The following is a 24,462-nucleotide window of genomic DNA, read 5'->3' as shown; positions in this document are numbered from 1 at the left end:
AAACCGGTTGTCTGCCGAAGCGGCCCCCCGAACAGCCCCTTCAGGGTGAGGCCCGCCTGGATCGCAGCATCACTGAAACTCTGTTGCCGGCCGCGCTTGCCGCTCGGCGGTGGCACCCGAACCATCTCCGGATCAAACCAAATCGATAGCGATCCGCGTCGCTTCAGGCTGTCATTGTAAGCCGACCAGTTCGTGGTCTTGTGCTTTGTAGGGGCCCAACTGCTCATGCCCTCCAGCTATCATGCTGGATTCACGGGATGAATCCCTAGCGGGATTTGTGCAACAAAGCCGTATAGATCGAATAGTGAGGGCTATCACACTTGGACGGAAGCTGAGATTGCGCAATTTACTGCTCGGCACCCAGCCGGAACCAAAGCTCACCTTGCGTTAACACTCATGCTCTGCACGGGTCAACGCAAGTGTGATGCAGTGCGGATGGGCTGGAAGGATGTTTCTGACGGCAGAATTTCGGTCCTACAGCAAAAGACGAACACCCCGCTGATGATCCCATTGGCATCAGAACTCAAGGTTGCGATTGAAGGGTTGCCAAGGGATGCACCTGCATTTGTAACAACAGAGTACGGCAAACCGTTCGCGGTTGCAGGCTTTGGCAACTGGATGCGGAAGCGATGCGATGAGGCCGGTTTGCCTAAGTGCACATCCCATGGCCTACGCAATGCATGTTCTGTGCGTTTGGCCGAAGCAGGCTGCACGCTGCACGAGATCAAATCTATTACCGGCCACAATTCTGATGCGGAAGTTCGGCGCTACACGCAGAAATCCGATCAGATGCGGCTTGCGGATAATGCGTTGGACAAGCTTCAACGGACCGATGGAAACCCAAGATTCGCTAACCACCCTGATAGGGCTAGCAAGCACGAGGAATATCCCCATGAAACACAACAAAAAAAGATGGAAGTGGCAGCCCGTAGGGGAATCGAACCCCTCTTTCCAGGTTGAAAACCTGGCGTCCTAACCGATAGACGAACGGGCCACGCTGGTCGTGAGCGCGTGATTATGGAATCGTAGCCCCGCGTGCAAGCGGAAATTTGCACCGGTCTGCATATTTTAGGTCGCTCAACCTGTGGCGGGGGCGGCGTCCTCCAGGCGCATCTGCACCCTTTGACGCCCGCCCCAATGATTGATCTCCAGCCGACCTGCCAGATGATAGCGCGCGCCGTCGCCGGAACTCAGGCGCGGACCCAGATCGCCCTCGAACGCGCCGAAACAAATCGCGTCCAGACCCCCGCCCATGCCATCCGAAAGGGTCAGTTTCAGATGGTTCTCGCCCACGCGTTTGGCAAAGCGCACCGCTATGTCGGGCAGGGCAAACCTGGGACCGGGGGCGCCTGCGCCATAGGGGCCTGCCTGCTCCAGCGCTGTGATCAGGTCCGGTGTGGCGGCCTGAGGCAGGAGCGCGCCATCCAGGCGCAGATCCGCAGGACCGCCCATGCCCGCGCCTTGTTTGGCCAAAAGCGTGCCGAGCCGCGCCATCGCAGGCTCCAGCTGATCGCGTGCCACGGTCAGGCCCGCCGCCATCCGGTGGCCGCCGCTCTTGATCAGCAGCCCCTCCTGCGCCAGGCGCTGGATTGCCGCGCCCAGATCGACACCGGCCACCGACCGGCCGGAACCCTTGCCTTCGTCGCCGTCAAACCCGATCACGACGGCGGGGCGGTTTGCAGCCTCCTTGAGCCGCGCCGCCACGATACCGACGACGCCCGGGTGCCAGCCCTCGCCAGCCGCCCAGACCAGCGGTGCCTCCATCCCGCGGATCTCGGCCTGGTCCATCGCGGCAGCGCGCACCTGCGCCTCGATCTCGCGACGCTCGGCATTCAGCTCTTCGAGCCGGTCTGCCATGGCGGCGGCCTCGTGGCTGTCGGCGGTGGCCAGCAGCCGTGCGCCCAGATCGGCCTGCCCGATCCGACCGCCCGCATTCACGCGCGGCCCCAGCACAAACCCAAGGTGATGGGCCATCGGCGCGGTATCCAGCCGCGCGGCATCCGCCAAGGCGACCAGCCCGGGCCGCTCACGCCGCCCCATCACTGTCAGGCCCTGCCGGACCAGTGCCCGGTTCACACCTGTCAGCGGGGCCACGTCGGCCACCGTGGCCAGCGCGACCAGATCCAGCAGCGCCATCAGATCCGGGCCGCGTGATCCGGCCTCGCGCATTTGCCGCCCGGCCTCCACCAGCATCAAGAAAACCACTGCCGCCGCACAAAGATGCCCCAGATCACCGCTCTCGTCCTGCCGGTTGGGATTGACCACCGCAAGGACAGGGGGCAGCGTCTCGCCTCCCAGGTGGTGATCCAGAACCACCACATCCGCCCCTTGCGCGGCGGCCAGCGCGTCATGGCTCAACGTACCGCAATCGACACAGAGGATCAGGTCGTGATCGCGCGCCAGTGCCTGCATCGCAGGCGCGTTGGGGCCATAGCCCTCGTCGATGCGGTCGGGAACATAAAGCGTTGCAGACAGACCCAGCGCCCGCAGCCACCAGATCAGCAGCGCGGCCGAGCTGCCGCCATCGACATCGTAATCGGCAAAGATCGCGATCCGTTCGCGCCGCGACACGGCCCCGAGAAACCGGGCCGCCGCGATCTGCATATCCTTGAGCCCGCGCGGGTCGGGCAGAAGGTCCTTGAGGCGGGGGTTGAGATAGGCCGCTGCATCCTCTGGCGCCACGCTCTGGCGGGCCAGGACCTGGGCCACGGGGTGGGGCAGGTCACAGGCCTGGACAAGCGCCTCTGCCGCGCGTTCGGTCTCTATGTCCGGGCCGATCCACCGGCGCCCGGTGATCGACTGTTCAACCCCGAGAAACGCCAAGACAGCCCCCTGTATTAGAGTCGCGAATACCTCTTGCGGGCGCTCAGCTTACCGGAGTGCGGTATTCCATGCGCCGCACCGATCCGGTTTTCGACCGCATCAGCAAAGTCTCGGTTGTGACCCAGCCGGGTTCGCGCCGGATCCCGCTTAAAAGGTTGCCACCCGTTACACCGGTGGCGGCAAAGATCACGTCCTGGGTCACCATCTCGTCGCGGGTATAGATCCGGTCGAAATCGGTGACACCCGCACGGGTTGCGCGATCTCGTTCGTCATCGTTGCGGAACACAAGGCGCGTAAAGATCTGGCCGCCCATGCATTTGAGCGCTGCTGCCGCAAGCACGCCTTCGGGCGCGCCGCCGGTGCCCATATACATGTCGATGCCGGTCTTTTCTGCCTCGGCACAATGCATGACGCCGGCCACATCGCCATCAGTGATCAACCGGATCGCCGCCCCGGTGGACCGCACATCAGCGATCATCGCTTCATGCCGGGGCCGCTCCAGAATGCAGACGGTGATGTCAGAGGGTTTGCAGCCCCGCGCCGCGGCCAGCGCCGCCACCCGCTCGGATGGGCTCATATCCAGGCTCACGACACCGTCGGGATATCCCGGCCCCACAGCCAGCTTGTCCATATAGACATCCGGCGCATGCAGCATCGAGCCGCGCGGCCCCATCGCGATCACCGTCAGCGCGTTGGGCATGTCCTTTGCGGTCAGCGTCGTGCCCTCCAGCGGGTCGAGCGCGATGTCCACGCCGGGTCCGTTCCCGGTGCCCACCTCTTCGCCGATATAGAGCATCGGCGCCTCGTCCCGCTCGCCTTCGCCGATCACCACGACGCCCGCGATATCGAGCAGATTGAGCTGTTCGCGCATCGCATTCACCGCCGCCTGATCGGCGGCCTTTTCATCGCCCCGGCCGATCAGCGTCGCCGAAGCCAATGCGGCCTGTTCGGCCACCCGCGCCAGGCCCAGCGACAGCATCCGGTCGTAAAATTCAATGTCCTTGGTCATAAAAATTGTCCCCTTTGGTTTTGTCCGGGCTCAAAGCGTCGGGTTCAGAGATGTTCGATCCGAAGCGCCACGGGCGCACCCGCCACCACATCGGTCTGTGCCATTGCGGTCAGCGCCTCGTCCAGCGCCACGCGCGAGGTCCGGTGTGTGACGATCAGAACCGGTGCGGTGGTGTCGTCATGGCCATATTGGCGCATCCGGTCGATCGAGACACCCGAGTTGCCCAGGATCGTCGCGATCTTCGCCAGCGCGCCGGGTTTGTCCAAAAGCGCCATGCGCAGATAGAACGGCGCGGGCAGTTCGGATCGCGCGCGTGTGGCCTCCTGAAGGGTGTCTGCGGGTTGGCCAAAGGTCGGCTGGCGCAACCCGCGCGCCAGATCGCAGACATCGCCCATCACCGCGCTGGCGGTGGGCCCTTCGCCGGCCCCCGGGCCGCGCAGCACGATCTGTTCGACCGCGTCGCCTTCGATCACGACCATGTTGGTGCCGCCTTCGAGCTGCCCGAGAGGAGAGTTCGCAGGCACCAGGCACGGCTGCATGCGCTGTTCCAGCCCGCGCCCGGTACGTTGTGCCACGCCCAACAGTTTGATGCGAAAGCCCATATCGGCGGCGGCGCGAATATCCTCGATGGTGACGCGCTCGATGCCTTCCAGTTCGATCCCGTCGAAATCGGGGCGCGCGCCAAAGGCGATGGCCGACAGGATCGCCAGCTTGTGCCCGGCGTCGATCCCGCCCACATCGAGCGTTGGATCGGCCTCGAGATAGCCCAGCCCGTCAGCCTCGGCAAAGGCCGCGTCATAGCTGAGGCCTGCCTTTTCCATCCGGGTCAGAATATAGTTGCAGGTGCCGTTCATCACCCCCATCACGCGGCTGATCTCATTGCCGGCCAAGCCCTCGGTCAGGGCCTTGATCACCGGGATACCACCGGCGACGGCGGCCTCATAGCGGATTGCGCGGCCTGCCGCCTCGGCCTCTTCGGCCAGGGCTTGACCGTGAATGGCCAGCATCGCCTTGTTGGCGGTCACCACGTCCTTGCCTGCGCGCAATGCGGCCTCGACCGAGGCTTTGGCAGCCCCTTCGGTGCCGCCTATCAGCTCGAGATAGACATCGACATCGTCCCGCGTGGCCAGAGCGACCGGGTCATCCTCCCATTCATAACCCGCAAGCGCGACGCCGCGATCAGTGTCGCGGTTCCGGGCCGACACTGCCGAGATGACGAACTCGCGCCCGATCCGCGCGCGCAGCAGTTCGGCTTTCTGGCGGATGATCTTGACGACGCCGATGCCGACCGTTCCCAGGCCTGCAATGCCAAGGCGAAGCGGTGCTGTCATGGGGATCCTTTCGGAATTGAGGGGCGGGGCTTTGCCTTCCTCTAGCCGGTCGCGCGGGTGCGCGCAACAGGTCGCTCAGTCGGAGATGGTGTCCCCGTCCAGGCGGTCGCGGAGCGCGGGATCGATCCCGCTGCCCTGCAACCGATTGGCGCGGGCCTGCAATCCGGCGACCCGCGCATCCAGCCGATCGATGCGGTCCTGATCGGTTTCAGCCGCGTCCGTGGGCGCGCCCAGGATCTGCTCTATCGGAACCAGCGTGGGGAACTCCGCCCTTGCCAGGTCTGGCCGACTGGTGACCGGCAGTTCGGGCGGATCGGTGCACGCGGCAAGCAGCCCCGTCGACAGGCAGCCCAAAAGCAATATCCGGATCGGGAGGGCGGAAAAACGTATCATACCGTTGGTGATGCCCCAGCCTGCGCGCCAGCGCAAGCAGGGCTTTTATCTGAACGGCCGTTCAGTTAGCCTTTGTTTCATGGCTCGTACCGCTGGTTCCCATTCCGACATCACCGGCCCGCGCATCCGCGCGGCCGCGTTGAGGCTTTTTGCGCAAAACGGCTATGCCGCCGTCTCCATGCGCCAGATCGCGGCTGAGGTCGGCGTACAGGTCGGCGCGCTTTACAACTATACCCCCGACAAGCAGTCGCTCCTCTATACACTGATGGAGGAGCATATGGCCACGTTGCTGACCGCGTGGCGCGAAGCGCCCAAAGGGCTGAGCCCGCTTGAGCGGCTGGAGGCGTTCACCCGGTTTCATATCCGTTTCAATCTGGAGCGGGCCGACGCGGTCTTTATCTCGTACATGGAACTGCGCAACCTGACCGGCGAGAATTTCGCCGCGATCGAGGCGCAGAGGCGGGCTTACGAAACGGCGCTGGAAGGCATTCTGAGCGAGGGCGTGCGCGCAGGCGCCTTTCGGGTCCAAGATCCCAAGGTCGCCTCCTTGGCGCTGATCGCGATGCTGACAGGGGTCAACACCTGGTACCGGGCGGGCGGGCGGCTGTCGCTGGAGGATGTACAGACCATCTATTGGGATATGGCGCGGCAGATGGTGGCGGCAGACCTGGGCGGTTCGAGCCTTGGAACCGGTGCCCAACAGGGGACCTGAGGCCGTGCATGCCTGTGCTGATCAATGCCCGAACCGATGGTGTTGCCGTTGCGATCCTGCGATCTTGCGGCCCCGATCAGCGCTGCTGGTTGTGAGCTGGTGTTTGGATGAGGTGTGATCTGGACCCGCGAAAAGGGAAGGGGCGCCGAACCTGCCTTCGGCGCCCTGCGAGGGTCAATGGGTGGGCTGGATGAACGTCCCGTTCTGCAAATCCCGCATGGCTTGCTCCAGCTCGGCCTGGGTGTTCATCACGATGGGGCCGTGCCAGGCGACGGGCTCGGCGATGGGCGCCCCGGAGATCAGCAGAAACCGCACCCCGTCCGGACCTGCCTGGACGGTCACCTCATCGCCGGTGCCAAAGCGGATCAACGTGCGGTTGCCCGAAAGGTCGCGAATGTTCAGCTCCTCGCCGCCGACTTCCTTTTCCAACAGAACCCCCGAGGGCGCGGATGCATCGGCAAAGGCCCCCGCGCCGTCGAACACATAGGCAAAGGCCCGGCGGTAGGTGTCGATCCTGAATGTCTTTCGCACCCCTGCGGGGACGAAGATGTCGAGGTATTGCGGGTCTGCCGCGATGCCGTCGACAGGGCCGGTCTTGCCCCAGAACGCGCCCACGATCACTTTGACCCGCGTGCCGTCATCGTCGATAACCTCGGGGATCTGCGTGCCGTCGATGTCCTGGTAACGCGGTGCAGTCATCTTCAGCGCCGATGGAAGGTTGCCCCAAAGCTGAAAGCCGTGCATCTGCCCGTTTGCGTTGCCATGTGGCATCTCCTGATGGAGGATGCCGGATCCGGCTGTCATCCATTGCACCGATCCGGCCTGCAAGGTGCCTGTATTGCCCAGGCTGTCGGCATGCTCCACCGTGCCGTCCAGCACATAGGTGATCGTCTCGATGCCGCGATGGGGATGCCAGGGAAAGCCGCGCTCAAAGTCTTGTGGACGATCGTTGCGAAAATCGTCGAACAGCAGAAAGGGATCGAGCTCGGAGGGATCCTGAAAGCCGAAGGCACGGTGCAGTTTGACACCGGCCCCTTCGAGGGTGGGGATGGCCTTGCGGGCCTCCAGAGTGGGTCGGATGGACATGGGAATGCTCCGGGTTTTCTGTTTGATAAGGAGATAGGGCGCGGTGGGTCCGCTCACAATTCTGCCGCCGCGCACCGCAGATGTGCCCGGCTGCACAGCGGGAGGGGTTTCGGATCGGCTGCGCCGATCCGACCGGCGCGGGGGCTGCGCCCCCGCGCGTGCCCCGATCGATTTCGGATGGGTGGTTTTTGGGGACACGACGCGGATCAGACGCGATGCGGGCAGCGCACGACCCTGCGCACAGCCATATGGCGCTGAGGCTGCCTGCCTCCCGTCATGCAAGGGTTCTTCGAGGAATGCGCCATCCGGTGGCGCGTGCAATGCGTCTGTCTCTTTGCGGAACTGAGGGGAACTGAGTACGCCTCCGGCGCCGGTCGTTGGATATCCAGGAGTGCCGAAAAGCCGACCTTGCACAGAAAAAGCGCTGGATCCCGGGCGGAGCCGCCCCGTGGCGTTGGGGGGCTGGATGCGGAACGCGAAACGCCAGATGCACGGGCCCGCCTCGCACCGTCTCCGCCGTGGGCCGGTGACGGGTCGGCCGGAATCTGGTGATACATGGCAGCCCGGCACCGCCGCGCAATGGTTCCTCGCCGTCCCGGATTGGTCGGTGGGCGTGCGGGGTCGGCATTGTCCGCGGGCCTCCACCTGCGGTCGCCGGGCTTTGCGCGCGTTCGGGACCTGGCAAATAGGGCTGTCACCCGCGCCAGTTCCGCGTTAGATCCCGCTCATAGAGCAGGGGATAGGCCGGGGATGTCAGACGAAATTCATGCCAGGATCGAGGTGTCGCAGCCGCGCCGGTGGTTTGGCGTTGGCATGCTGCTCTTTCTGGGGGCGCTGTTGATCTATGTGGCCCTGGCCACGCCGCCCACGTTTGAGTGGCAGATCTTTCTGATCGTGACCGGTGCGGGCGCGCTCTGGATCGGTGACAAGATGCGACGGGCCACCGCCGGGTCCATCGAGATGACCGATGACGTGATCCGCGATCACAACGGGGGCCTCATCGCCCGGCTGGACGAGATCGAAAATGTGGAGCGCGGGTTTCTGGCATTCAAACCCTCGAACGGATTTCTGATCAAGACCCGGACACCAGGGCCTCGCAGATGGGAGCCGGGCCTGTGGTGGCGGGTCGGGCGCAGGATCGGGGTGGGCGGTGTGACATCGGCCTCACAGGCCAAAATCATGTCGGATATGATCAGCGCGCGGTTGATCATGTCCCGCGAATAAGGCGTTGTCCCAGCACGCAGGATCGAGAGGCTGCACCTGAGCCGTGATTTGCGGGTCACCCTCAGTGGAGGAGCGTGTCTTGGCAGATGGCCAAGACGGGTTGTCCTGCCATGTGACCGCGCGTCCGTTGTGCATTTGCAAGCAGGTGCAGGACGGATGATGCGGCGCAAGGGACCGATAGAGGGTGTGACGGCAGCCTCTCAAAGGCGACGGTGGTGCGCCACGCTTGACGGGGTTTCGGGTCGGCTCCGGTCGCACATGGAGTTCAAACCGGGCATCCCAAAACCGGAGGTGAACGACGCGCCGATAGCCCTGCACGGGACAGGCGCAATGCCTGCCAGGTTGTCACGCCGTGTGATCCATCGTCCGGGCTTCACCTCAGGCACCGCCGCGCGCAAGCGGCCCTCGCGCGCCCTGGCGTCAGGTTCCGTCCTCGAACTTGAGCTGCGGAGCAAAGCGGGGGCGCGTGAAGATGAAATTGTCGAAGGACCGCTCTGGCATTCCAGTCGACACGACGCTCTTCCAGGTGTTCCATGTCTCCACCAGTATCACACGCTCTTCATCTGGCATCACCGGCAACCGGTGCGCGATGTCCGGCAGATCGGCCTGGGTCAGCGGCAGCACACTGCCGCGGGTCTGTGACCAGTCGAAATAAAACATGTCGTCTTCTTCATCCCACCGGATCACCGTGATCCGCATATCCAGAGGGGAATCCGTGCGGGTGAGGTGCTGGGCCAGGGCATACATCGAATCGATATAGGCCGGAGTGATGATCTGCCTTTCGCGTGACAGCAAATCACCGATTGTATAGGCCGCCTTGAGATTGATCGAGCTTTGCCGGTAGCCGTCGAAGAACGCATAGCTTGCCGCATAAGCCCAAAACAGGATCGGGACAATCAGCACGAACTCCACGGTCATGCTGCCCCGCGTGTCATCGCGAAAGCGCCCCAAAAATCGGCGGCATGCTGAAAACAGGCGCATCGTCTTACCTCGGTTCCTGAACGAAGGCCGAGCTGGAAACCAACGCGTATTTGCCGGCCCCGTCCTTGATGATACTGCCGCCCATTCCGATATGCGGCATGAAGGGATCGAACTTGGCGCAAACCCGCATGAACATCAGTTCGTTGCTTTGCGCGTTGTTCACGAATTCGCGGACCGGCTCGACCGGCTGGGACACATCCGCGCAATCGACCGTTGCAGGTGGCGGCGACCAGTTGTTTGGGTCGATCAGGATCATCTCGATCCGCAGGTTATTGGCGCAATCCTGGACAAATCCCGTGCGCTCGCAAATCACGTCGCGAATGTCGTCATGCTGCGGCGCGGTCCCGGTGGCCAGCCGCAGGTCCCGCGCGGTGGCATCGACCGCGCGTTCCAGCATCGCATAGTTGATGTGGATCATGCCCAGTTCCACCGCCCAGAGCATGGTGACGAACATCGGCATAAACAGCACCGCGAACTCAATCGTGGCATTGCCATCCTCTTTGCGGGCAAACCGCCGCATCGCCTTGTGAGCAAAGCGCATCATTGGGTCAGCCTCAGCGCGCGGATCGACGAGGCGATGGCCGAGAACGCGTCCGAGATCTCAAGCCCCTCCACATCAAAGTAATGCGACGGCGAGCTGGCACAGTTTTCCAGCAGTGTTTCGCTTGCATCCGGTGCCTCGAAACCGATGGTGAAGACAACCGTCCCGTTATCCTTGGACGCCCCGCAGATGTTTGTGGTCCGGGTGTTCTTGACCGACCGGCCATAGCTGCTCTGGACGTCATGGTACCAGCGGCTCCAGGCCAGATCGTCGTTCATCCAGGGCTCATAGAGATCCTCAACGATCCATTCCATGGAGGTATAGGCCCAAAGGTCGGGATAGCTGAGTTGAACGGCCGAACCCGGCTGTTCTTCGGTTTCGCACCCGTAGCTCCAGTAGAACCCGTCGAGCCGCCAGTCGCAGACCGTATCGGACCCGTTGCCATAGGGCTGGTCGGCCCATGCGTCGCGGTGCGGAATGAAGTAACGATCGGACGGGGGATCGTAGACAGAGTACTCTTCCTCCTCCGCATTCCACCAGATGTTTGAGGGTCCTTCGCGAAACCCGTCTTCGATGTAATACTGGTTGGTGTTCTGACCATCGGTCATCAACACCACGACCTTGATCGTTTCGGCATCGGTGTGCGCCACGGGCCGGTTTGCATAAGATGGGTCGATTAAACCGACATCCGGGTGCGCCAGCGCCTGCACGATGGGGCGAAACGTGGGATCGACCAGGATCGAGCCCCATTTCATGCCCACGTCGAGCGAGGTGTTGCCATCGGCAAAGAGGTTGTCGATGAAGGTTTTCAGCGTGGTGCGGTCATCTTCGAGCAGCAGGATCTCGCGGCTTGCCTCAGCTTCACAGATCGGGTCGCGGACGAGTTCGCCGGAACTGCCATTGTCGCGCCCGTCGAAATCGTTCCAAGGATCGAAATGCATCGTGCGCTGATAGGCTTCGGTGGTGCTGATCGTGGTGGTGTTGAACTCGTCCGCCGCCCAGTTGATGCAGCGGGAAAAGTTGTGCTCTTCCGACACGTTCAGCTCGTCAAACAGTTCTTCGGGCACCGACACTTGGGTGGCATAGGGCACGATCGAGATGGTGATCGTGCCGGGCACCGAATTGTCGAACATCTCGTCCACGAAATCCTTGGCCGCGACCTTGAGGTTGCTCAGTCGGCTGTGCCGGTTCATCGAGCCCGACACGTCCAGCACCAATGAGATTTCGACCGCGTCGATGTTTTCCTGCGCGGTGCTGGCTGTCGCCACGGCCAGATCGTCGACGCCGGTCATGCGCATGAAGAACGTGGGAAGGGTGCTTTCGGCCGTGGCCGAGACCGTGCGCGATCCAAGCGTATCGGTCACTTGTACATTCGACAACGCGTCCGACAATCCCGCCTTGGCAAAGTAATCCTCGACCACGGCCTGAGGCGAAAGCGGCTGGTCAAGATCGGCAGCGGCCAGAACCGCACGGTCGAGCGTGTATTGCAGATGCGCACGCTCGCGTTCGTGACGCATTGCGTCCACGCCGATACCGACCATCACCATCATGCACATCAACATGAACATACCGAAGATCGTCATCGACCCGGCGTCATCTTTAAAGAACTGACCCGGCCTCCCCGGGCGCCGTATCACGCGATCTGCGCGGTGTGCGGCGTCTTTGAATGTCGTTGTCGTCATGGCCTAGCCTTTCTTGGCAACCAACGCCTCAGCGCGGCGCCGGACACAATACGGCTCAGAACTTATCGTTCTGGAACATGGCGAAAATGGGGCAATTCGCGTTCAAAATAGGGGGTTTAGGGAGGTCTTTTTCAGATAGAACGACCTGATATGACTGATTGTATCAAATCTATCTACAATGCGGCGGAAGCCCGCCGGGTCCCTTCGGGTTTCGGCAAAAATCGGGTTTGCTTAAATCTGTAGCACCCGATTTACCAAACCCTCATAGTGGCCGTGCGATGAGAGGAACCGACTCAGACATCGCCAAGGGGCCGAAGGTCACCGCCAATAGGGACAGAACACATGAACATGAGCATGAAAGCCGAACCCAGTTTCCGTGAAAGCGTGGACCTGATGTTCAATCGCGCCGTGGCGCTGATGGACCTGCCCCCGGGGCTTGAAGAGAAGATCCGCGTCTGCAATTCGACCTATACGGTTCGCTTCGGGGTGCGGCTGCGGGGGCAGATGCACACCTTTACCGGATACCGGTCGGTGCATTCTGAACATATGGAGCCGGTCAAGGGTGGCATTCGCTTCGCCTCGAGCGTGCACCAGGACGAGGTCGAGGCGCTGGCCGCGCTCATGACCTATAAATGCGCCCTGGTCGAGGCACCCTTTGGCGGCTCCAAGGGCGGGCTGCGGATCGACCCGCGGCAATATGATGAGCATGAGCTGGAACAGATCACCCGCCGGTTCGCCTATGAGCTGGCCAAACGCGACCTCATTCACCCGTCCCAGAATGTGCCGGCCCCGGATATGGGCACAGGGGAGCGTGAGATGGCCTGGATCGCCGATCAATATGCGCGGATGAACACCACCGATATCAACGCGCGCGCCTGTGTGACGGGCAAACCGCTGAATGCGGGCGGGATCGCGGGCCGGGTGGAGGCGACAGGCCGCGGTGTCCAATATGCGCTGCGCGAGTTCTTTCGCGATCCGCAGGATATGGCCAAGGCCGGGCTGACCGGCTCGCTCGACGGCAAACGCGTGATCGTGCAGGGTCTGGGCAATGTGGGCTATCACGCGGCCAAGTTCCTGGTGGAGGAGGATGGCGCCGTGGTCATCGGCATCATCGAACGCGACGGCGCGCTCTTTAACCCTCAGGGCCTCGACGTGGAAGCGGTGCGCAACTGGATCGTCGGGCGCGGTGGCGTGACAGGGTTCCCCGATGCCGCCCATACCGCCGAAGGCTCGGTCGTGATGGAAGAGGAATGCGACATTCTGATCCCGGCGGCGTTGGAAGGGGTAATCAATCTCTCCAACGCGGAGCGGATCAAGGCACCGTTGATCATCGAGGCCGCCAACGGTCCGGTCACCGCCGGGGCCGATGACATCCTGCGCCAGAAAGGCACAGTGATCATCCCGGATATGTACGCCAATGCAGGCGGGGTTACGGTGTCCTATTTCGAGTGGGTCAAGAACCTCAGCCACATCCGCTTTGGCCGGATGCAGCGCCGTCAGGAAGAGGCGCGTCACCAACTGGTGATCGACGAGCTGGAGCGGCTGAGCGCCGATACCGGGATCGGATGGACGCTCAGTCCGAATTTCAAGCAGAAATACCTGCGCGGGGCCGATGAGCTGGAACTGGTGCGCTCGGGTCTCGATGATACTATGCGGATCGCTTATCAGTCGATGCGCGAGGTTTGGCACGAGAATGACAGGGTCGATGATCTGCGCACCGCCGCCTATCTTGTCGCGATCGGAAAGGTCGCGTCCAGCTACCGAGCCAAAGGCCTATGACGGACCAGATTTTGACGCAAAATCTGGCCAGAAACTGATGCAGTTTCTGGGGTGCCGCGTCGGCAGTAGCGCGTCAGATTTTGTGTCAAAATCTGCCCCATATTCTGCGTCAGAATTTGGGGCGCGGCGCATCGCCCAGATCCAGCGGTTCAGGCCGCGATCGCCGATCACCCAGATCACGCCATCCCAGCTGACCCATATTGGCCACCAGATCCCGGGTCAGCATCTCATGCAGATGATCCGGACCCCTGGGGCCCAATGCCGCCAGCGCGAAATGCCAGGCGCGGCCGAGCATCACGAAATCCGCCCCCAGTGCGAGCGCCCGGAGGATATCCAGCCCGCCTTCCACCCCGCTGTCAAAAACAATCGGCAAATCAGTTGCCGCCCGGATCGCGGGCAATAGCTTGATCGTTGCGGGGGCCCCATCAAATTGCCGCCCGGCATGGTTCGACACCCAGATCGCATCGACGCCTATTCTGGCCAAGCCGGGACAATCCTCGGCCCGCAGCACGCCCTTGACGATGAACGGCCCGTGCCAGGCATCGCGCAGCCACCGCACATACTCCCAATCGGGCGCTGTGCGCAGCAGGTATCCCACATGCGCCGTGGGCGACAGGTTACGACCCCCAGCAGAGCTGTAGGCGTCCAGCATCCGCATATGCGGCATCCCGCGCCGGGCCATGCCCAGCGCCCAGGCAGGCCGCATGGCCGACTGCGCCAAGAGCCGCGGTGTCAGGCGCGGTGGCTGGGTCAGGCCCGACCTGGTCTGGCGCTCGCGGCGCGACGCGACGGGCACATCCACCGTCAGGACCAGCGTTGCGAACCCGGCCGCGCGCGCACGGGCCAGCATATCGCGCCGGATCTCTTCATCCCTGGGCGGATAAAGCTGAAACCAGGCATGCTCACCCAAATGCGGCTCCAGGTCTTCGGGGCTCTGGCTCGCCACGGTCGACAGCGCATAGGGCAGCCCGTGCCGCGCGGCCGTCCGGGCCAGATGCCCTTCGGCGTCCGGCCAGATCAGGCCGGACATGCCCACCGGCGCCATGCCGAACGGGACGGCCATTTGCCGGTCCAGAAACCGCACCGACAGATCCGGCTTGAACGGCCCGTGCAGGATTGACGGCATCAATCCCACCCGGTCCAAAGCTGCCCGGTTGCGCGCCTTGGTCGCCTCCCGCCCGGTTCCGCTGTCGAGATACTCCCAAACAAACCGCGGCAGCCGCGCCCGCGCGCGCCTTTTCAGATCAACGAGCGCAGGATATCTCGCATGCAGATCCATTACGACGGCCCTTCTTGGGCTATGTGTTTGGTCATGCGACGGCGGTGTTGCTGTCGCGCAGCTTGATCAGATCGAGATCCATCAGCAGCGGGAAATAGGGCAGCGCGGCCTTGATCGCATCGGCCCCCAGGATTTCGTCGCGATATTGGGCGCGGCTGTCATTGGTGTCATGAACCGCGCGGATATAGAAGGGCCGCTGATCGTGCAGAACCCGAACCTGATGCCTGCGCGCGACCTTCTTGTGCGCAAGCAGATAGGGGTTTTTCCGGGTCGCTGTCGGCGCCACCAGAGTCAGCCCCAGATTGGTGAAAGGGGCTGACCGTGGGGCCAGATCCACCCCACCGTCCTCGCGAAAAAGCCCCGTTAGCCCGTCGGCGAACGACAGATAGGCCGCCTCTTGATCCGGGCGCAGACGGGACAGGGCAAAGCCGGCCTCAGCCCGGCAAAGCGCCACGAAATCGGCCGACACCGCGTCGTCGTCGTCCAGAACGATCTGCGCGGAATGGCTGATATCATTGAGCTTGCGCGAGATGTGTTTTTGCAACCAGGCGCCCGCTCGGCCTGGCGGGCGGGCAATGATATGGGTCCGCTCCTCCCCGATCATGTCGTGACACGCCTCGGTTACCAGTCGCGCATGGTCCTCGGGCAGTTCGGTCGAGGTCAGCAGCACCAGCTTGAAATCGGCATCCGTCTGATCGCGCAGAGAGGCGAGGTTCAGCCTCTGGAACAGATCGAACCGCTGTGCCAACCGCGCAGGGTCAAACAGCCGCGCCATGTCCTGACTGTCTTGAGACCGCCACCCGGACAGGCCAAAAAACGAATACCGCGTCTGAAAGAGGATTTGCAGGCCGGGTTTCATGGTGTCTTGTACCTTGGATTTGGCGATCGGATTTGGCAGACGGTATCGCAGGCCGGATCGACCCGGCAAGACCTTGCGAGGTGGTTGTTGCATGGCTTGTCGAACGATGGATACCCGGATCGGAACAATTGGCGAACTTGCGGCTTTTCCTTGGGCCGCGCTGCGGGTAGGATCATGCGTATGAGCAGTTACGATGACATGGACGCCTTTGAAGGGGCCTCGCTGTCGGCCCGTGCGATGGGCGCGCGACCGGCCTCGTACCTGGACGGGTTGAACCCTGCCCAACGCGAGGCGGTTGAGCGGCGTGACGGGCCGGTTCTGATGCTGGCAGGCGCGGGCACCGGCAAGACCCGCGCGCTGACCGCGCGGATTGTGCATCTGCTCTCCACCGGGGCCGCGCGCCCCAATGAGATCCTGGCGGTGACCTTTACCAACAAGGCCGCGCGCGAGATGAAGGAGCGTGTGGGGGCGATGCTGGGCCAGGCGGTCGAAGGCATGCCCTGGCTGGGCACCTTTCATGCGATCTGCGTCAAGCTGCTGCGCCGCCACGCCGAACTGATCGGGGTGGAACCGCAGGGCGATCTGATCACCGGCACCGGCGATCGCATCCACCTGAAATCCAATTTCACCATCCTCGATACCGACGATCAGCTGCGCCTTTTGAAACAGCTTGTTGCCGCTTCGGGCATTGATGACAAACGCTGGCCCGCGCGGCAACTGGCCTCCATCATCGATGGCTGGAAGAACCGCGCGCTGACCCCCGACAAGGTGCCCGCCGCCGATGCGGGGGCCTATAACAACAAGGGCGTTGAGCTTTACGCCCAGTACCAGCGTCGCCTGATTGAGCTGAACGCCGTCGATTTCGGTGATCTGCTGCTGCATATGCTCACGATCTTTCAGACGCATGAGGACGTGTTGGACCAATACCGGCGCTGGTTCCGCTATATCCTGGTGGACGAGTATCAGGACACCAATGTCGCGCAATATATGTGGCTGCGCCTGCTGGCGGCCCAGCACAGGAATATCTGCTGCGTGGGCGATGACGATCAGTCGATCTATGGCTGGCGCGGTGCCGAGGTGGGCAATATCCTGCGCTTTGAAAAGGACTTCCCAGGCGCCCATGTGGTTCGGCTGGAGCAGAATTACCGCTCCACCCCGCATATTCTGGCTGCCGCGTCCGGCGTGATCCGGGGCAATGAGGGGCGTCTGGGCAAGGAGCTGTGGACCGACGCGCAGGAAGGCGAGAAGCTCCGTCTGATCGGCCATTGGGACGGCGAGGAAGAGGCCCGCTGGATCGGAGAAGAGATCGAGGCGATGCAGACCGGCACCCGTGGCATGCGTCCTATCGGCCTCAACCAGATGGCGATCCTGGTGCGCGCCTCGCATCAGATGCGCGCGTTCGAAGACCGGTTTCTGACCATCGGGCTGCCCTACCGCGTGATCGGGGGGCCGCGGTTCTATGAACGGATGGAGATCCGCGATGCCATGGCCTATTTCCGCGTCGTGACCTCGCCCGAGGACGATCTCGCATTCGAGCGGATCGTGAACACTCCCAAGCGCGGCCTTGGCGACAAGGCGCAACAGACCATCCAGCGCACCGCGCGCGCCAATGGCGTGAGCCTGGTGGAAGGCGCGCGGCTGGCCGTCCAGGGCGGGTTGATCAAGGGCAAGGGCGGCACCGAACTGGCCCGCCTTGTCGACGATATCGCCCGCTGGGGCCGGATGACCGGCGACACGGACGTGACCCATGTGGAGCTGGCCGAGGTGATCCTCGATGAGAGCGGCTATACCGGCCACTGGCAGGCTGAGAAAACCCCCGAAGCGCCGGGGCGGCTGGAAAATCTCAAGGAATTGGTCAAGGCGCTGGAACAGTTCGAGAATCTGCAAGGCTTTCTCGAACACATCGCGCTGGTGATGGACAACGACAAGACCGACGCGGATGAGAAGGTGTCGGTCATGACGCTGCACGCGGCCAAGGGTCTGGAGTTTCCCGCCGTGTTCCTGCCGGGGTGGGAAGACGGGCTCTTTCCCTCGCAACGCTCCATGGATGAAAGCGGCATCAAGGGGCTGGAGGAGGAGCGCCGCCTGGCCTATGTGGGCATCACCCGCGCCGAGGAGGTGTGCACCATCTCGTTTGCGGGCAATCGCCGGGTGTTTGGCCAATGGCAATCCCAATTGCCTTCGCGGTTTATCGACGAGCTGCCCGAAGACCATGTGGAGGTGCTGACCCCGCCCGGGCTTTATGGTGGCGGGTACGGTGCGGCGGCACCGCCCCTGCGATCGGATCTGCACGAAAAGGCTGCCGAGGCAAATGTCTATAACTCGCCCGGCTGGCGCCGCCTTCAGGCGCGCGCGGGCGAACGTGGCCTGTCGCAACCGCGCGAGACGCGCAATACCGTGATTGACGCCACCGCCATGTCGGCCTTTACCGTGGGCGAGCGCGTGTTTCACCAGAAATTTGGCTATGGCGCCGTCACCGGGATCGAAGGCGACAAGCTGGAGATCGCATTTGAGAAGGCGGGCACTAAAAAGGTCGTGGCCTCCTATGTTTCGGCCAGCGACGATATCCCGTTCTAGCATGCAGGCTATCGGGTCAATCTATTGCGCTCTGCCTCCATGCAGCGCCCACCCTTGCCAGGTTTGCGCAAATCCGGCACAAACCCGGCCACGCGTAACAGCCATCCGAGGGTCCTGATTTGCCATCGTAATACCCGGTCTCTGACGTAACCCCACGATTGCGCCCGCAGGCTTTGCGCCCGGGCGCGCCTTTTTCGTGCGCCGGGTGATCGGGTCGAGACCGGTTTGGCAATCCTTCATCAGATGCCTTTCGCACAGGTCGTCCTGATCGCGCGCATTCTCGTTTTGTATTGCCATGCCAAGCGCCGTTTTGGTGCTCTCTGCTGTCGCTCCGGCTCACGTCCGTTCCAAGGATCTGACCTCCATGACCGGAGCTTTCCGACAAATCTGGGTTATCCAGCCCACAACCCCACCCGGCCCCCTGCGTCACTGCGCGACCTGCGGGACGACCCGCCCCTTCCATCCCAGCGGCAAGGTGAGGCTGAACGCCAATGGCCGCAAGCTCGATGCCTGGCTCATCTATAAATGCACAACTTGCGATCGCACCTGGAACTGCCCGGTTTATGAGAGGGTGACCCTATCCGATCTCGCATCGCAGGAGCTTGACGCAATGCATCTGAGCGCCCCTGCCTGGGTGTGGCGTCACGCGAATGACCTCAGCGTCCTGAGACGTCACTGCGACCGGATCGAGACCAGCGCCGAGGTAACAGTGCAGCGCAGCGTGGCAGACGGGCCGTCGCGGGACTGGAGCATTCTGCACCTCGACCTGCGCGTTCCATGCCCCACGGGCTGCCGTCTGGACCGGCTGTTGGCGCGGGAGGTGGCGCTGAGCCGTGCGGGGTTGCGCGCGATGGTTCGGACCGGAGGGCTTAGAACGCCGAAAGGAGCGAAGGGCCTGCGCCACGCTCTGACCGGCGATACATGGGTCGCTTTTGTCGCGCGGGATCTGCACCGCGCGCATCGAGACCATCTCACGCGTGTGCTTTGTCCGGGACCCGCCTAGCGCGGCGCCAGAAAAGAGAAACGGCGACCCCAGGGAGGTGGGGCCGCCGCTTCATCTGCGCACCAACCCGAGGGAGGAGGAGAGGGCGATGCGCGTCAAGGACACCGAAACCAGGGAGGAGGAGAGGCCCCGGTGCCTGTCTCGTGTCGGGCGAGCCCGACTGAATAAAAAGTGCGGCGGCATCTAGGGAGGAGAAGCGATGCCGCCGCAGATTACAGACCCCAAGGGAGGAGGAGATGGGGCCTGATCCCGTTTAACTCTCAAGTGCGGCCTGCCAGGCCACACGTTTCAATTCTGACCGATGCAGACCAAGATCGGCCAGCTCGCGGTTTGACAACGCCGATATCTCGGCAAGCGTCCGACGATACAGCCGCCACCGGGCGAACTGGGTCCGCTTGGCCGCAACAAACGCCACCAGACGCGTCTCGCCCTTGGGCGTGATCTGCAAAATCTGGGTCAGCGTTGTCATCGTGCCACTCCATCTGGTTGCGTGTCGTCTCGTTGGGTTAGAGAATAGGATCATGCTGCGGCTGCACAATACCTACATGAGAAATGCTGCTATGCAGAAAATGCATGGATTGGGTGCATCTTTTTTCATCGGGCGGCTTTGTTTGCGGGCAACCGGGCGGCCCCCTTCTCAGGCGGCAGTCCGAACGCCTTTTAAAGAGGCGTCTGGCGGTCCCGATGGGCGATCTGCTGACCAACCGGGCGCGGCGGCGATGCGCCCGCAGCGAGTCGGGCGCAATGGTTAAGGCGCAGATCTGCGGCCCAGGCGTCGACTCTCTCAAGGCGCGCGGCACTGGCGCCGTGCCGGGCAGCGGGGAGGAGAGATGCCGCCGGATCGGCGGGCGCGTTGGCCTGCATCCTATTGGATCAGCACGATGGATAGCGGTCTGTCACGCGAGCATCGCGCGGGCCCGTAAGACACGGGAATTCGTGGGACCGGCGGGACCGCATGGGCGATCACGGGCGTTCCCATCAATTCCGGATGCGAATCACGGGTGAATCTGCCGTGTTTGGTGCGAAAACAGCCGCGAGGACTCCAATTCCTGCCCGGAGTTGACCATTCGTGCAAAATATACGGGATTTCGTGGGACGGTTCAGCCTCAGCGCATGTGATCAATATATAGTGGTCGGGATGAAAGCAATCGCAATTTGTGAGGTGATCTCTCCAAATTCGAGCGCAATCTGCCTATTATCAATCTCGCCTTCTAAGAGGTGATCGCAAAATTCCCACAAATTCTTGTTGATTTCCATGAATTCCCATGGCATCCCTGTTGCATCGGATGAGGACGAGGCACACGGGGCACCAAACGACCCCAAACTCAAAAACAAGGTTTCATACAGGCAGCCGCTCTTCATCAGACACAGAGATCCGGCGCGCGGGCGAGCAGACATCCCCCCAGGTGGCGCGCGCAGCTGGACAACCCGCAAGGCGGGACGAGGGCGGCGGGTTGATCAATGGCAGCTGATCAACCCGTCGTTTTCATTTTCGGGGGCAACACGGTGCGGGGGCGCGAAAGGGACAGGGACCTTGGCAAAAAGGTTCAGAGGCGAAAGCCACCACAAGGTGGATGGCAAGGGCAGGGTGTCTATCCCGGCCACGTTTCGCCGTGTCCTCGAAGCGTCGGACCCGAACTGGGAAACCGGCAAGAACCCCGAACTGGTCATTGTTTATGGCGATCATCGCCGCAGCTATCTGGAATGCTACACCATGCAGGCCATTGATGAGCTGGACGAAAAGATCGACCGCCTGCCGCGCGGCTCGAACGAACGCAAAATGCTGCAAAAACTGTTTCAGGGCCAATCCTTGCCGACCTCTGTCGATGAGACCGGGCGGCTGGTGCTGACGGCCAAACTGCGCCAGAAAATCGGGCTGGAGGATGAGGCCTTCTTCATTGCCGCAGGCGACACGTTCCAGATCTGGAAGCCGGAAACCTATGAACAGGAGGAGCTGGCCCGGACCGAGGCCTGGCTTGACGAGTTGCCCGACGATGTGGATCCACTCATCTATCTCGACGGCGTCGGAGGGGGTTGAGGCGATGGCGGCGGCAGAGCGCCTCGACGATCCCGTCCCCCATATCCCCGTCCTGCTGCGCCCGCTGATCGCGGCGGTCGCACCTGTCACCGGCGTATGGCTTGATGGCACCTTCGGCGCGGGGGGCTATACCCGCGCGCTGCTCGATGCGGGGGCCGCGCGGGTGATCGCGGTGGATCGCGATCCGCTTGCCTTTGAGATGGCGGCTGCCTGGGCGGGCCAATATGGCGACCGGCTGGTGATGCGGCAGGGCGTGTTCTCGACACTCGACGCATATGGATCGGACCTTGACGGTGTGGTTCTGGATCTGGGCGTGTCGTCAATGCAGTTGGATGAGGCGGATCGCGGCTTTTCCTTCATGAAGGATGGCCCCCTCGACATGCGGATGAGCCAGCAGGGACCCTCCGCCGCCGATCTGATCGCGCAAAGCTCCGAAGAGACCCTCGCCGACATCCTGTTTCACTATGGCGAAGAGCGTGCCAGCCGCCGTATCGCGCGCGCCATTACCCGTGCGCGGGCAGAGGCGCCGGTCACGACAACGCTCCGGCTGGCGGAGATCGTCGAGGGCTGTCTGCCACGTCCCAAGCCAGGCCAAAGCCACCCGGCCACGCGCAGTTTCCAGGCTCTGCGTATCGCGGTGAACGACGAATACGGGGAGCTGTTTGAGGGGCTTATGGCGGCCGAACGTGCGCTGAAACCGGGTGGCAAGCTGGCGGTCGTCACCTTTCACTCGATTGAAGACCGGATGGTCAAACGCTTTTTCCAGGCCCGCGCGGGCACGGCGGGGCGGGCCAACCGCTATGCGCCTCTGGCCGAGGAGGTGGCGCCTCAGTTCACCCTCAAATCGCGCAAGGCCATCGGCCCCGATCCGCAGGAGCTGGCCGAGAACCCGCGCGCCCGCTCGGCCAAGCTGCGTGTCGGGATCCGCACCGACGCCGCGCCAGGCCCGATTGATCCCAAATCCATTGGCATGCCCGTGCTGGAGGTGTCCCGGCGATGAGAACCCTGATGTATATGTTGACCGCCCTTGCGGTCATCGGCCTGGCTTTCTGGGCCTACCGCGAGAATTACAAGACCCAGGCGGCGCTGGATGAATTGCAGACACTGCAACGCCAGATCGGCCAGTCGCATGCGCGGCTTAATATGTTGCGCGCCGAGTGGGCCTATCTCAACCGGCCCGACAGGCTGCGCGAACTGGCGGATATCAATTTCGACCGTCTGGGTCTTTTGCCGCTGCGCGCCGATCAGTTCGGGCGGGTGGATGAGGTGGCGTTCCCGCCGCCCGCCCCGTTGCCCATTACCGACCCGGTCGAGGTGATGAACCGCGGCCAATCCGGGGAGACCGACCCATGATCCGCACCCCCCTGCGTCCGCTCGCGCGGGTTCTTGAGGCCCGCGCCAAGGGCGAGAACCCCGATGCCATCGAGCGTGAGAACATTCGCCTGCGCCACGAACAGATGCAGGACCGCGCCCGAAGCCGCGCCGAAAGCCGTCTTCTGGTTCTGGGCTTGTGCTTTTTATGCGCTTACATCGTGATCGGCGCGCGCATGGGCTTTGTTGCGTCCACCGAACCGATGGAGCCGCGTGCCCAGGCCCCCGGTGCCCAGATCGCAGCCCAGCGCGCCGATATCGTGGATCGCAAGGGCCGCATCCTGGCCACGAATTTCGAGACCCACGCGCTCTATGCTCAACCTCAACAGATGATTGACCGCGAGGGTGCGGCCGAAAAACTGGCCGAGATTTTCCCCGATCTCGACCGCGAGCGCCTGCTCGGCCAGTTCACCGGCAGCCGCAAGTTCGTCTGGGTCAAACGCAAGATCAGCCCGGAACAGAAACAGGCCGTGCATGATCTGGGCGAACCCGGACTGCTTTTTGGTCCGCGGGAGATGCGGCTTTATCCCAACGGTCGGCTGGCCGCGCATGTGCTGGGCGGCGCGTCCTTTGGCAAAGAGGGCGTGAGTGCTGCCGAAGTGATCGGCGTTGCAGGCGTCGAGAAACAGTTCGACCAGTTCCTGCGCGATCCCGGAAATGGCGGCAAACCGCTTCAGCTCTCGCTGGATCTGACCATTCAGGCCGCCGCCGAACGTGTGCTTCGGGGGGGTATGAGGCTGCTCAATGCGAAAGGGGCCACCTCGATCCTGATGGATGTGCATACCGGCGAGGTGATTTCGGTCGTGTCATTGCCGGATTTCGATCCCAATGACCGTCCACGCCCGCCCACCGAAGGCGAGCCTGCCGACAGCCCGCTCTTTAATCGCGCCGTGCAGGGGGTTTATGAACTGGGCTCGACCTTCAAGATCTTTGCCGCCGCCCAGGCGGTCGATCTGGGGCTGGTCACGCCGGACACCATTATCGACGCGTCCGGCCCGATGCGCATCGGTGGATTTCCCATCGGGGAGTTCCGCCAAAAGAACTATGGCAAGATGAGCGTCGCGGATGTGATCGTTCACAGCTCCAACCGGGGCACGGGTCGCATGGCGCTGGAAATCGGTGGCGAACGGCAAAAGGCGTTTCTGGAGCATCTGGGCATGCTCGATCCCACGCCGTTCGAGATTGTCGAAGCCGCCGGTGGTCAGCCGCTCTATCCCGACCGCTGGGGAGAGCTGAGCACCGTCACCATCTCCTACGGGCATGGCATCTCGACCACGCCGATGCATCTGGCCGCAGGCTATGCCGCGATAGCCAATGGCGGGCATTATGTCAGCCCGACGATCCTCAGGCAGACCGGTCCGCAATATGGCCCACGTGTGCTCTCGCCACGCGCGGCCGACGCCGCCAGCCGGATGTTGCGCAAGGTGGTCACCGATGGCACCGCCAGTTTCGCGCGTATGCCCAGCTATGCGCTGGGCGGCAAGACCGGAACGGCCGACAAGCCCCGTCCCCGGGGTGGCGGGTATTACGATGACAAGGTGATCGCCACTTTCGCCTCGATCTTTCCGGCCGACGATCCCAAATATGTGCTGATCGTCACCCTGGATGAGCCGGCGGAGACCTCAGGCGACCGTCCGCGCCGGTCGGCGGGGTGGACCGCCGTGCCGGTGGCCGCCGAAATGATCGGGCGCATCGCGCCGCTGCTGGGCCTCAGGCCCCAGGTTGAGCCTCTGGCGCCCACTGGTATAACGCTCACATCCAACTAGAGGCGCGG

At 63.0% G+C, this 24,462-nt stretch carries 22 protein-coding genes and 1 tRNA gene; 10 read left to right on the top strand and 13 right to left on the bottom strand.

The annotated features are described in order from the left end of the window. Positions 1-227 (bottom strand): transposase (locus HEP69_RS18510; RefSeq protein WP_290559975.1); only part of this gene is annotated, 227 nt, incomplete at its 3' end. A 34-nt stretch (positions 228-261) separates the two neighbouring features. Between HEP69_RS18510 and HEP69_RS23790 the strand changes: the two genes are divergently transcribed. Next, positions 262-960 carry a tyrosine-type recombinase/integrase gene (locus tag HEP69_RS23790; RefSeq protein WP_366111597.1) on the top strand — a complete coding sequence of 233 codons (699 nt, stop codon included), beginning with the start codon at positions 262-264 and terminating at the stop codon, positions 958-960. On the opposite strand, the gene HEP69_RS18505 is transcribed toward HEP69_RS23790, so the two are convergent. The 5 genes from HEP69_RS18505 to HEP69_RS18485 form a co-directional block, all read right to left on the bottom strand. Continuing rightward, positions 920-994, bottom strand: a tRNA-Glu gene (locus HEP69_RS18505). The two genes, HEP69_RS23790 and HEP69_RS18505, sit on opposite strands and share 41 nt — an antisense overlap. Positions 995-1,077: 83 nt before the next feature. After that, a complete protein-coding gene (recJ, locus tag HEP69_RS18500) occupies positions 1,078-2,823 on the bottom strand; it encodes a single-stranded-DNA-specific exonuclease RecJ (protein ID WP_290559974.1) in 1,746 nt (581 codons plus the stop codon). A gap of 43 nt (positions 2,824-2,866) precedes the next feature. After that, positions 2,867-3,832, bottom strand: coding sequence for a class II fructose-bisphosphatase (glpX, locus tag HEP69_RS18495; RefSeq protein ID WP_290559973.1), 966 nt, complete (start codon positions 3,830-3,832; stop codon positions 2,867-2,869). A gap of 44 nt (positions 3,833-3,876) precedes the next feature. Further along, positions 3,877-5,163 (bottom strand): homoserine dehydrogenase, encoded by a 1,287-nt coding sequence (locus HEP69_RS18490; protein WP_290559972.1) that lies wholly within the window; start codon positions 5,161-5,163, stop codon positions 3,877-3,879. Positions 5,164-5,238: 75 nt separating this feature from the next. Beyond that, the gene (locus HEP69_RS18485; RefSeq protein ID WP_290559971.1) at positions 5,239-5,556 is read right to left on the bottom strand and encodes a hypothetical protein; all 318 of its coding nucleotides are present in this window, start codon (positions 5,554-5,556) and stop codon (positions 5,239-5,241) included. A 79-nt stretch (positions 5,557-5,635) separates the two neighbouring features. Between HEP69_RS18485 and HEP69_RS18480 the strand changes: the two genes are divergently transcribed. Continuing rightward, positions 5,636-6,268, top strand: coding sequence for a TetR/AcrR family transcriptional regulator (locus HEP69_RS18480; protein ID WP_290559970.1), 633 nt, complete (start codon positions 5,636-5,638; stop codon positions 6,266-6,268). 174 nt (positions 6,269-6,442) lie between these two features. On the opposite strand, the gene HEP69_RS18475 is transcribed toward HEP69_RS18480, so the two are convergent. Next, positions 6,443-7,354 (bottom strand): pirin family protein, encoded by a 912-nt coding sequence (locus tag HEP69_RS18475; RefSeq protein WP_290559969.1) that lies wholly within the window; start codon positions 7,352-7,354, stop codon positions 6,443-6,445. A 750-nt stretch (positions 7,355-8,104) separates the two neighbouring features. Here HEP69_RS18475 and HEP69_RS18470 point away from each other — a divergent pair. Continuing rightward, complete coding sequence (locus HEP69_RS18470; protein WP_290559968.1) at positions 8,105-8,578, top strand: hypothetical protein; 474 nt, start codon at positions 8,105-8,107, stop codon at positions 8,576-8,578. A gap of 420 nt (positions 8,579-8,998) precedes the next feature. Here the strand turns inward: HEP69_RS18470 and HEP69_RS18465 are convergent, their stop codons facing one another. The 3 genes from HEP69_RS18465 to HEP69_RS18455 form a co-directional block, all read right to left on the bottom strand. Beyond that, positions 8,999-9,496, bottom strand: a complete 498-nt coding sequence (locus HEP69_RS18465) for a pilus assembly protein (RefSeq protein WP_290559967.1) — start codon at positions 9,494-9,496, stop codon at positions 8,999-9,001. 67 nt (positions 9,497-9,563) lie between these two features. After that, positions 9,564-10,103, bottom strand: a complete 540-nt coding sequence (locus HEP69_RS18460; RefSeq protein WP_290559966.1) for a TadE/TadG family type IV pilus assembly protein — start codon at positions 10,101-10,103, stop codon at positions 9,564-9,566. Further along, the gene (locus HEP69_RS18455) at positions 10,100-11,683 is read right to left on the bottom strand and encodes a Tad domain-containing protein (RefSeq protein WP_290559965.1); all 1,584 of its coding nucleotides are present in this window, start codon (positions 11,681-11,683) and stop codon (positions 10,100-10,102) included. Before HEP69_RS18455 ends, HEP69_RS18460 begins: the two co-directional genes overlap by 4 nt. A 447-nt stretch (positions 11,684-12,130) precedes the next feature. Here HEP69_RS18455 and HEP69_RS18450 point away from each other — a divergent pair, with 447 nt between their 5' ends. Continuing rightward, entirely contained in the window at positions 12,131-13,561 is a 1,431-nt protein-coding gene (locus HEP69_RS18450; protein WP_290559980.1) for a Glu/Leu/Phe/Val dehydrogenase, read from the top strand. A 109-nt stretch (positions 13,562-13,670) separates the two neighbouring features. On the opposite strand, the gene HEP69_RS18445 is transcribed toward HEP69_RS18450, so the two are convergent. Then, on the bottom strand, positions 13,671-14,840 hold the full coding sequence (locus HEP69_RS18445; RefSeq protein WP_290559964.1) for an alpha-hydroxy acid oxidase: 1,170 nt from the start codon (positions 14,838-14,840) through the stop codon (positions 13,671-13,673). 31 nt (positions 14,841-14,871) lie between these two features. Then, positions 14,872-15,699, bottom strand: a complete 828-nt coding sequence (locus HEP69_RS18440; RefSeq protein WP_290559963.1) for a glycosyltransferase — start codon at positions 15,697-15,699, stop codon at positions 14,872-14,874. A 180-nt stretch (positions 15,700-15,879) separates the two neighbouring features. Here HEP69_RS18440 and HEP69_RS18435 point away from each other — a divergent pair, with 180 nt between their 5' ends. After that, entirely contained in the window at positions 15,880-18,276 is a 2,397-nt protein-coding gene (locus HEP69_RS18435) for a UvrD-helicase domain-containing protein (protein WP_290559962.1), read from the top strand. A gap of 364 nt (positions 18,277-18,640) precedes the next feature. Further along, positions 18,641-19,279, top strand: coding sequence for a DUF1062 domain-containing protein (locus HEP69_RS18430; protein WP_290559961.1), 639 nt, complete (start codon positions 18,641-18,643; stop codon positions 19,277-19,279). A gap of 253 nt (positions 19,280-19,532) precedes the next feature. Here the strand turns inward: HEP69_RS18430 and HEP69_RS18425 are convergent, their stop codons facing one another. Further along, a complete protein-coding gene (locus HEP69_RS18425) occupies positions 19,533-19,748 on the bottom strand; it encodes a DUF1127 domain-containing protein (RefSeq protein WP_290559960.1) in 216 nt (71 codons plus the stop codon). Between the two features lie 1,065 nt (positions 19,749-20,813). On the opposite strand from HEP69_RS18425, the gene mraZ reads away from it, so the two are divergent. From mraZ to HEP69_RS18405, 4 genes are read left to right on the top strand one after another with little or no spacing between them, the layout of a single operon-like run. Continuing rightward, positions 20,814-21,317, top strand: a complete 504-nt coding sequence (gene mraZ / locus HEP69_RS18420) for a division/cell wall cluster transcriptional repressor MraZ (protein ID WP_290559959.1) — start codon at positions 20,814-20,816, stop codon at positions 21,315-21,317. A 4-nt stretch (positions 21,318-21,321) separates the two neighbouring features. Then, complete coding sequence (gene rsmH / locus HEP69_RS18415; RefSeq protein WP_290559958.1) at positions 21,322-22,317, top strand: 16S rRNA (cytosine(1402)-N(4))-methyltransferase RsmH; 996 nt, start codon at positions 21,322-21,324, stop codon at positions 22,315-22,317. After that, the gene (locus tag HEP69_RS18410; protein WP_290559957.1) at positions 22,314-22,670 is read left to right on the top strand and encodes a cell division protein FtsL; all 357 of its coding nucleotides are present in this window, start codon (positions 22,314-22,316) and stop codon (positions 22,668-22,670) included. Before rsmH ends, HEP69_RS18410 begins: the two co-directional genes overlap by 4 nt. Then, positions 22,667-24,454, top strand: coding sequence for a penicillin-binding protein 2 (locus HEP69_RS18405; RefSeq protein WP_290559956.1), 1,788 nt, complete (start codon positions 22,667-22,669; stop codon positions 24,452-24,454). The genes HEP69_RS18410 and HEP69_RS18405 overlap by 4 nt, the downstream gene beginning before the upstream one ends. The last annotated feature ends 8 nt before the right edge of the window (positions 24,455-24,462 follow it).

Origin of the sequence: Aestuariivita sp., assembly GCF_021404545.1 — a bacterium.
Taxonomy (GTDB): domain Bacteria; phylum Pseudomonadota; class Alphaproteobacteria; order Rhodobacterales; family Rhodobacteraceae; genus Aestuariivita.
This window is presented reverse-complemented; position numbering and strand designations above follow the sequence as displayed.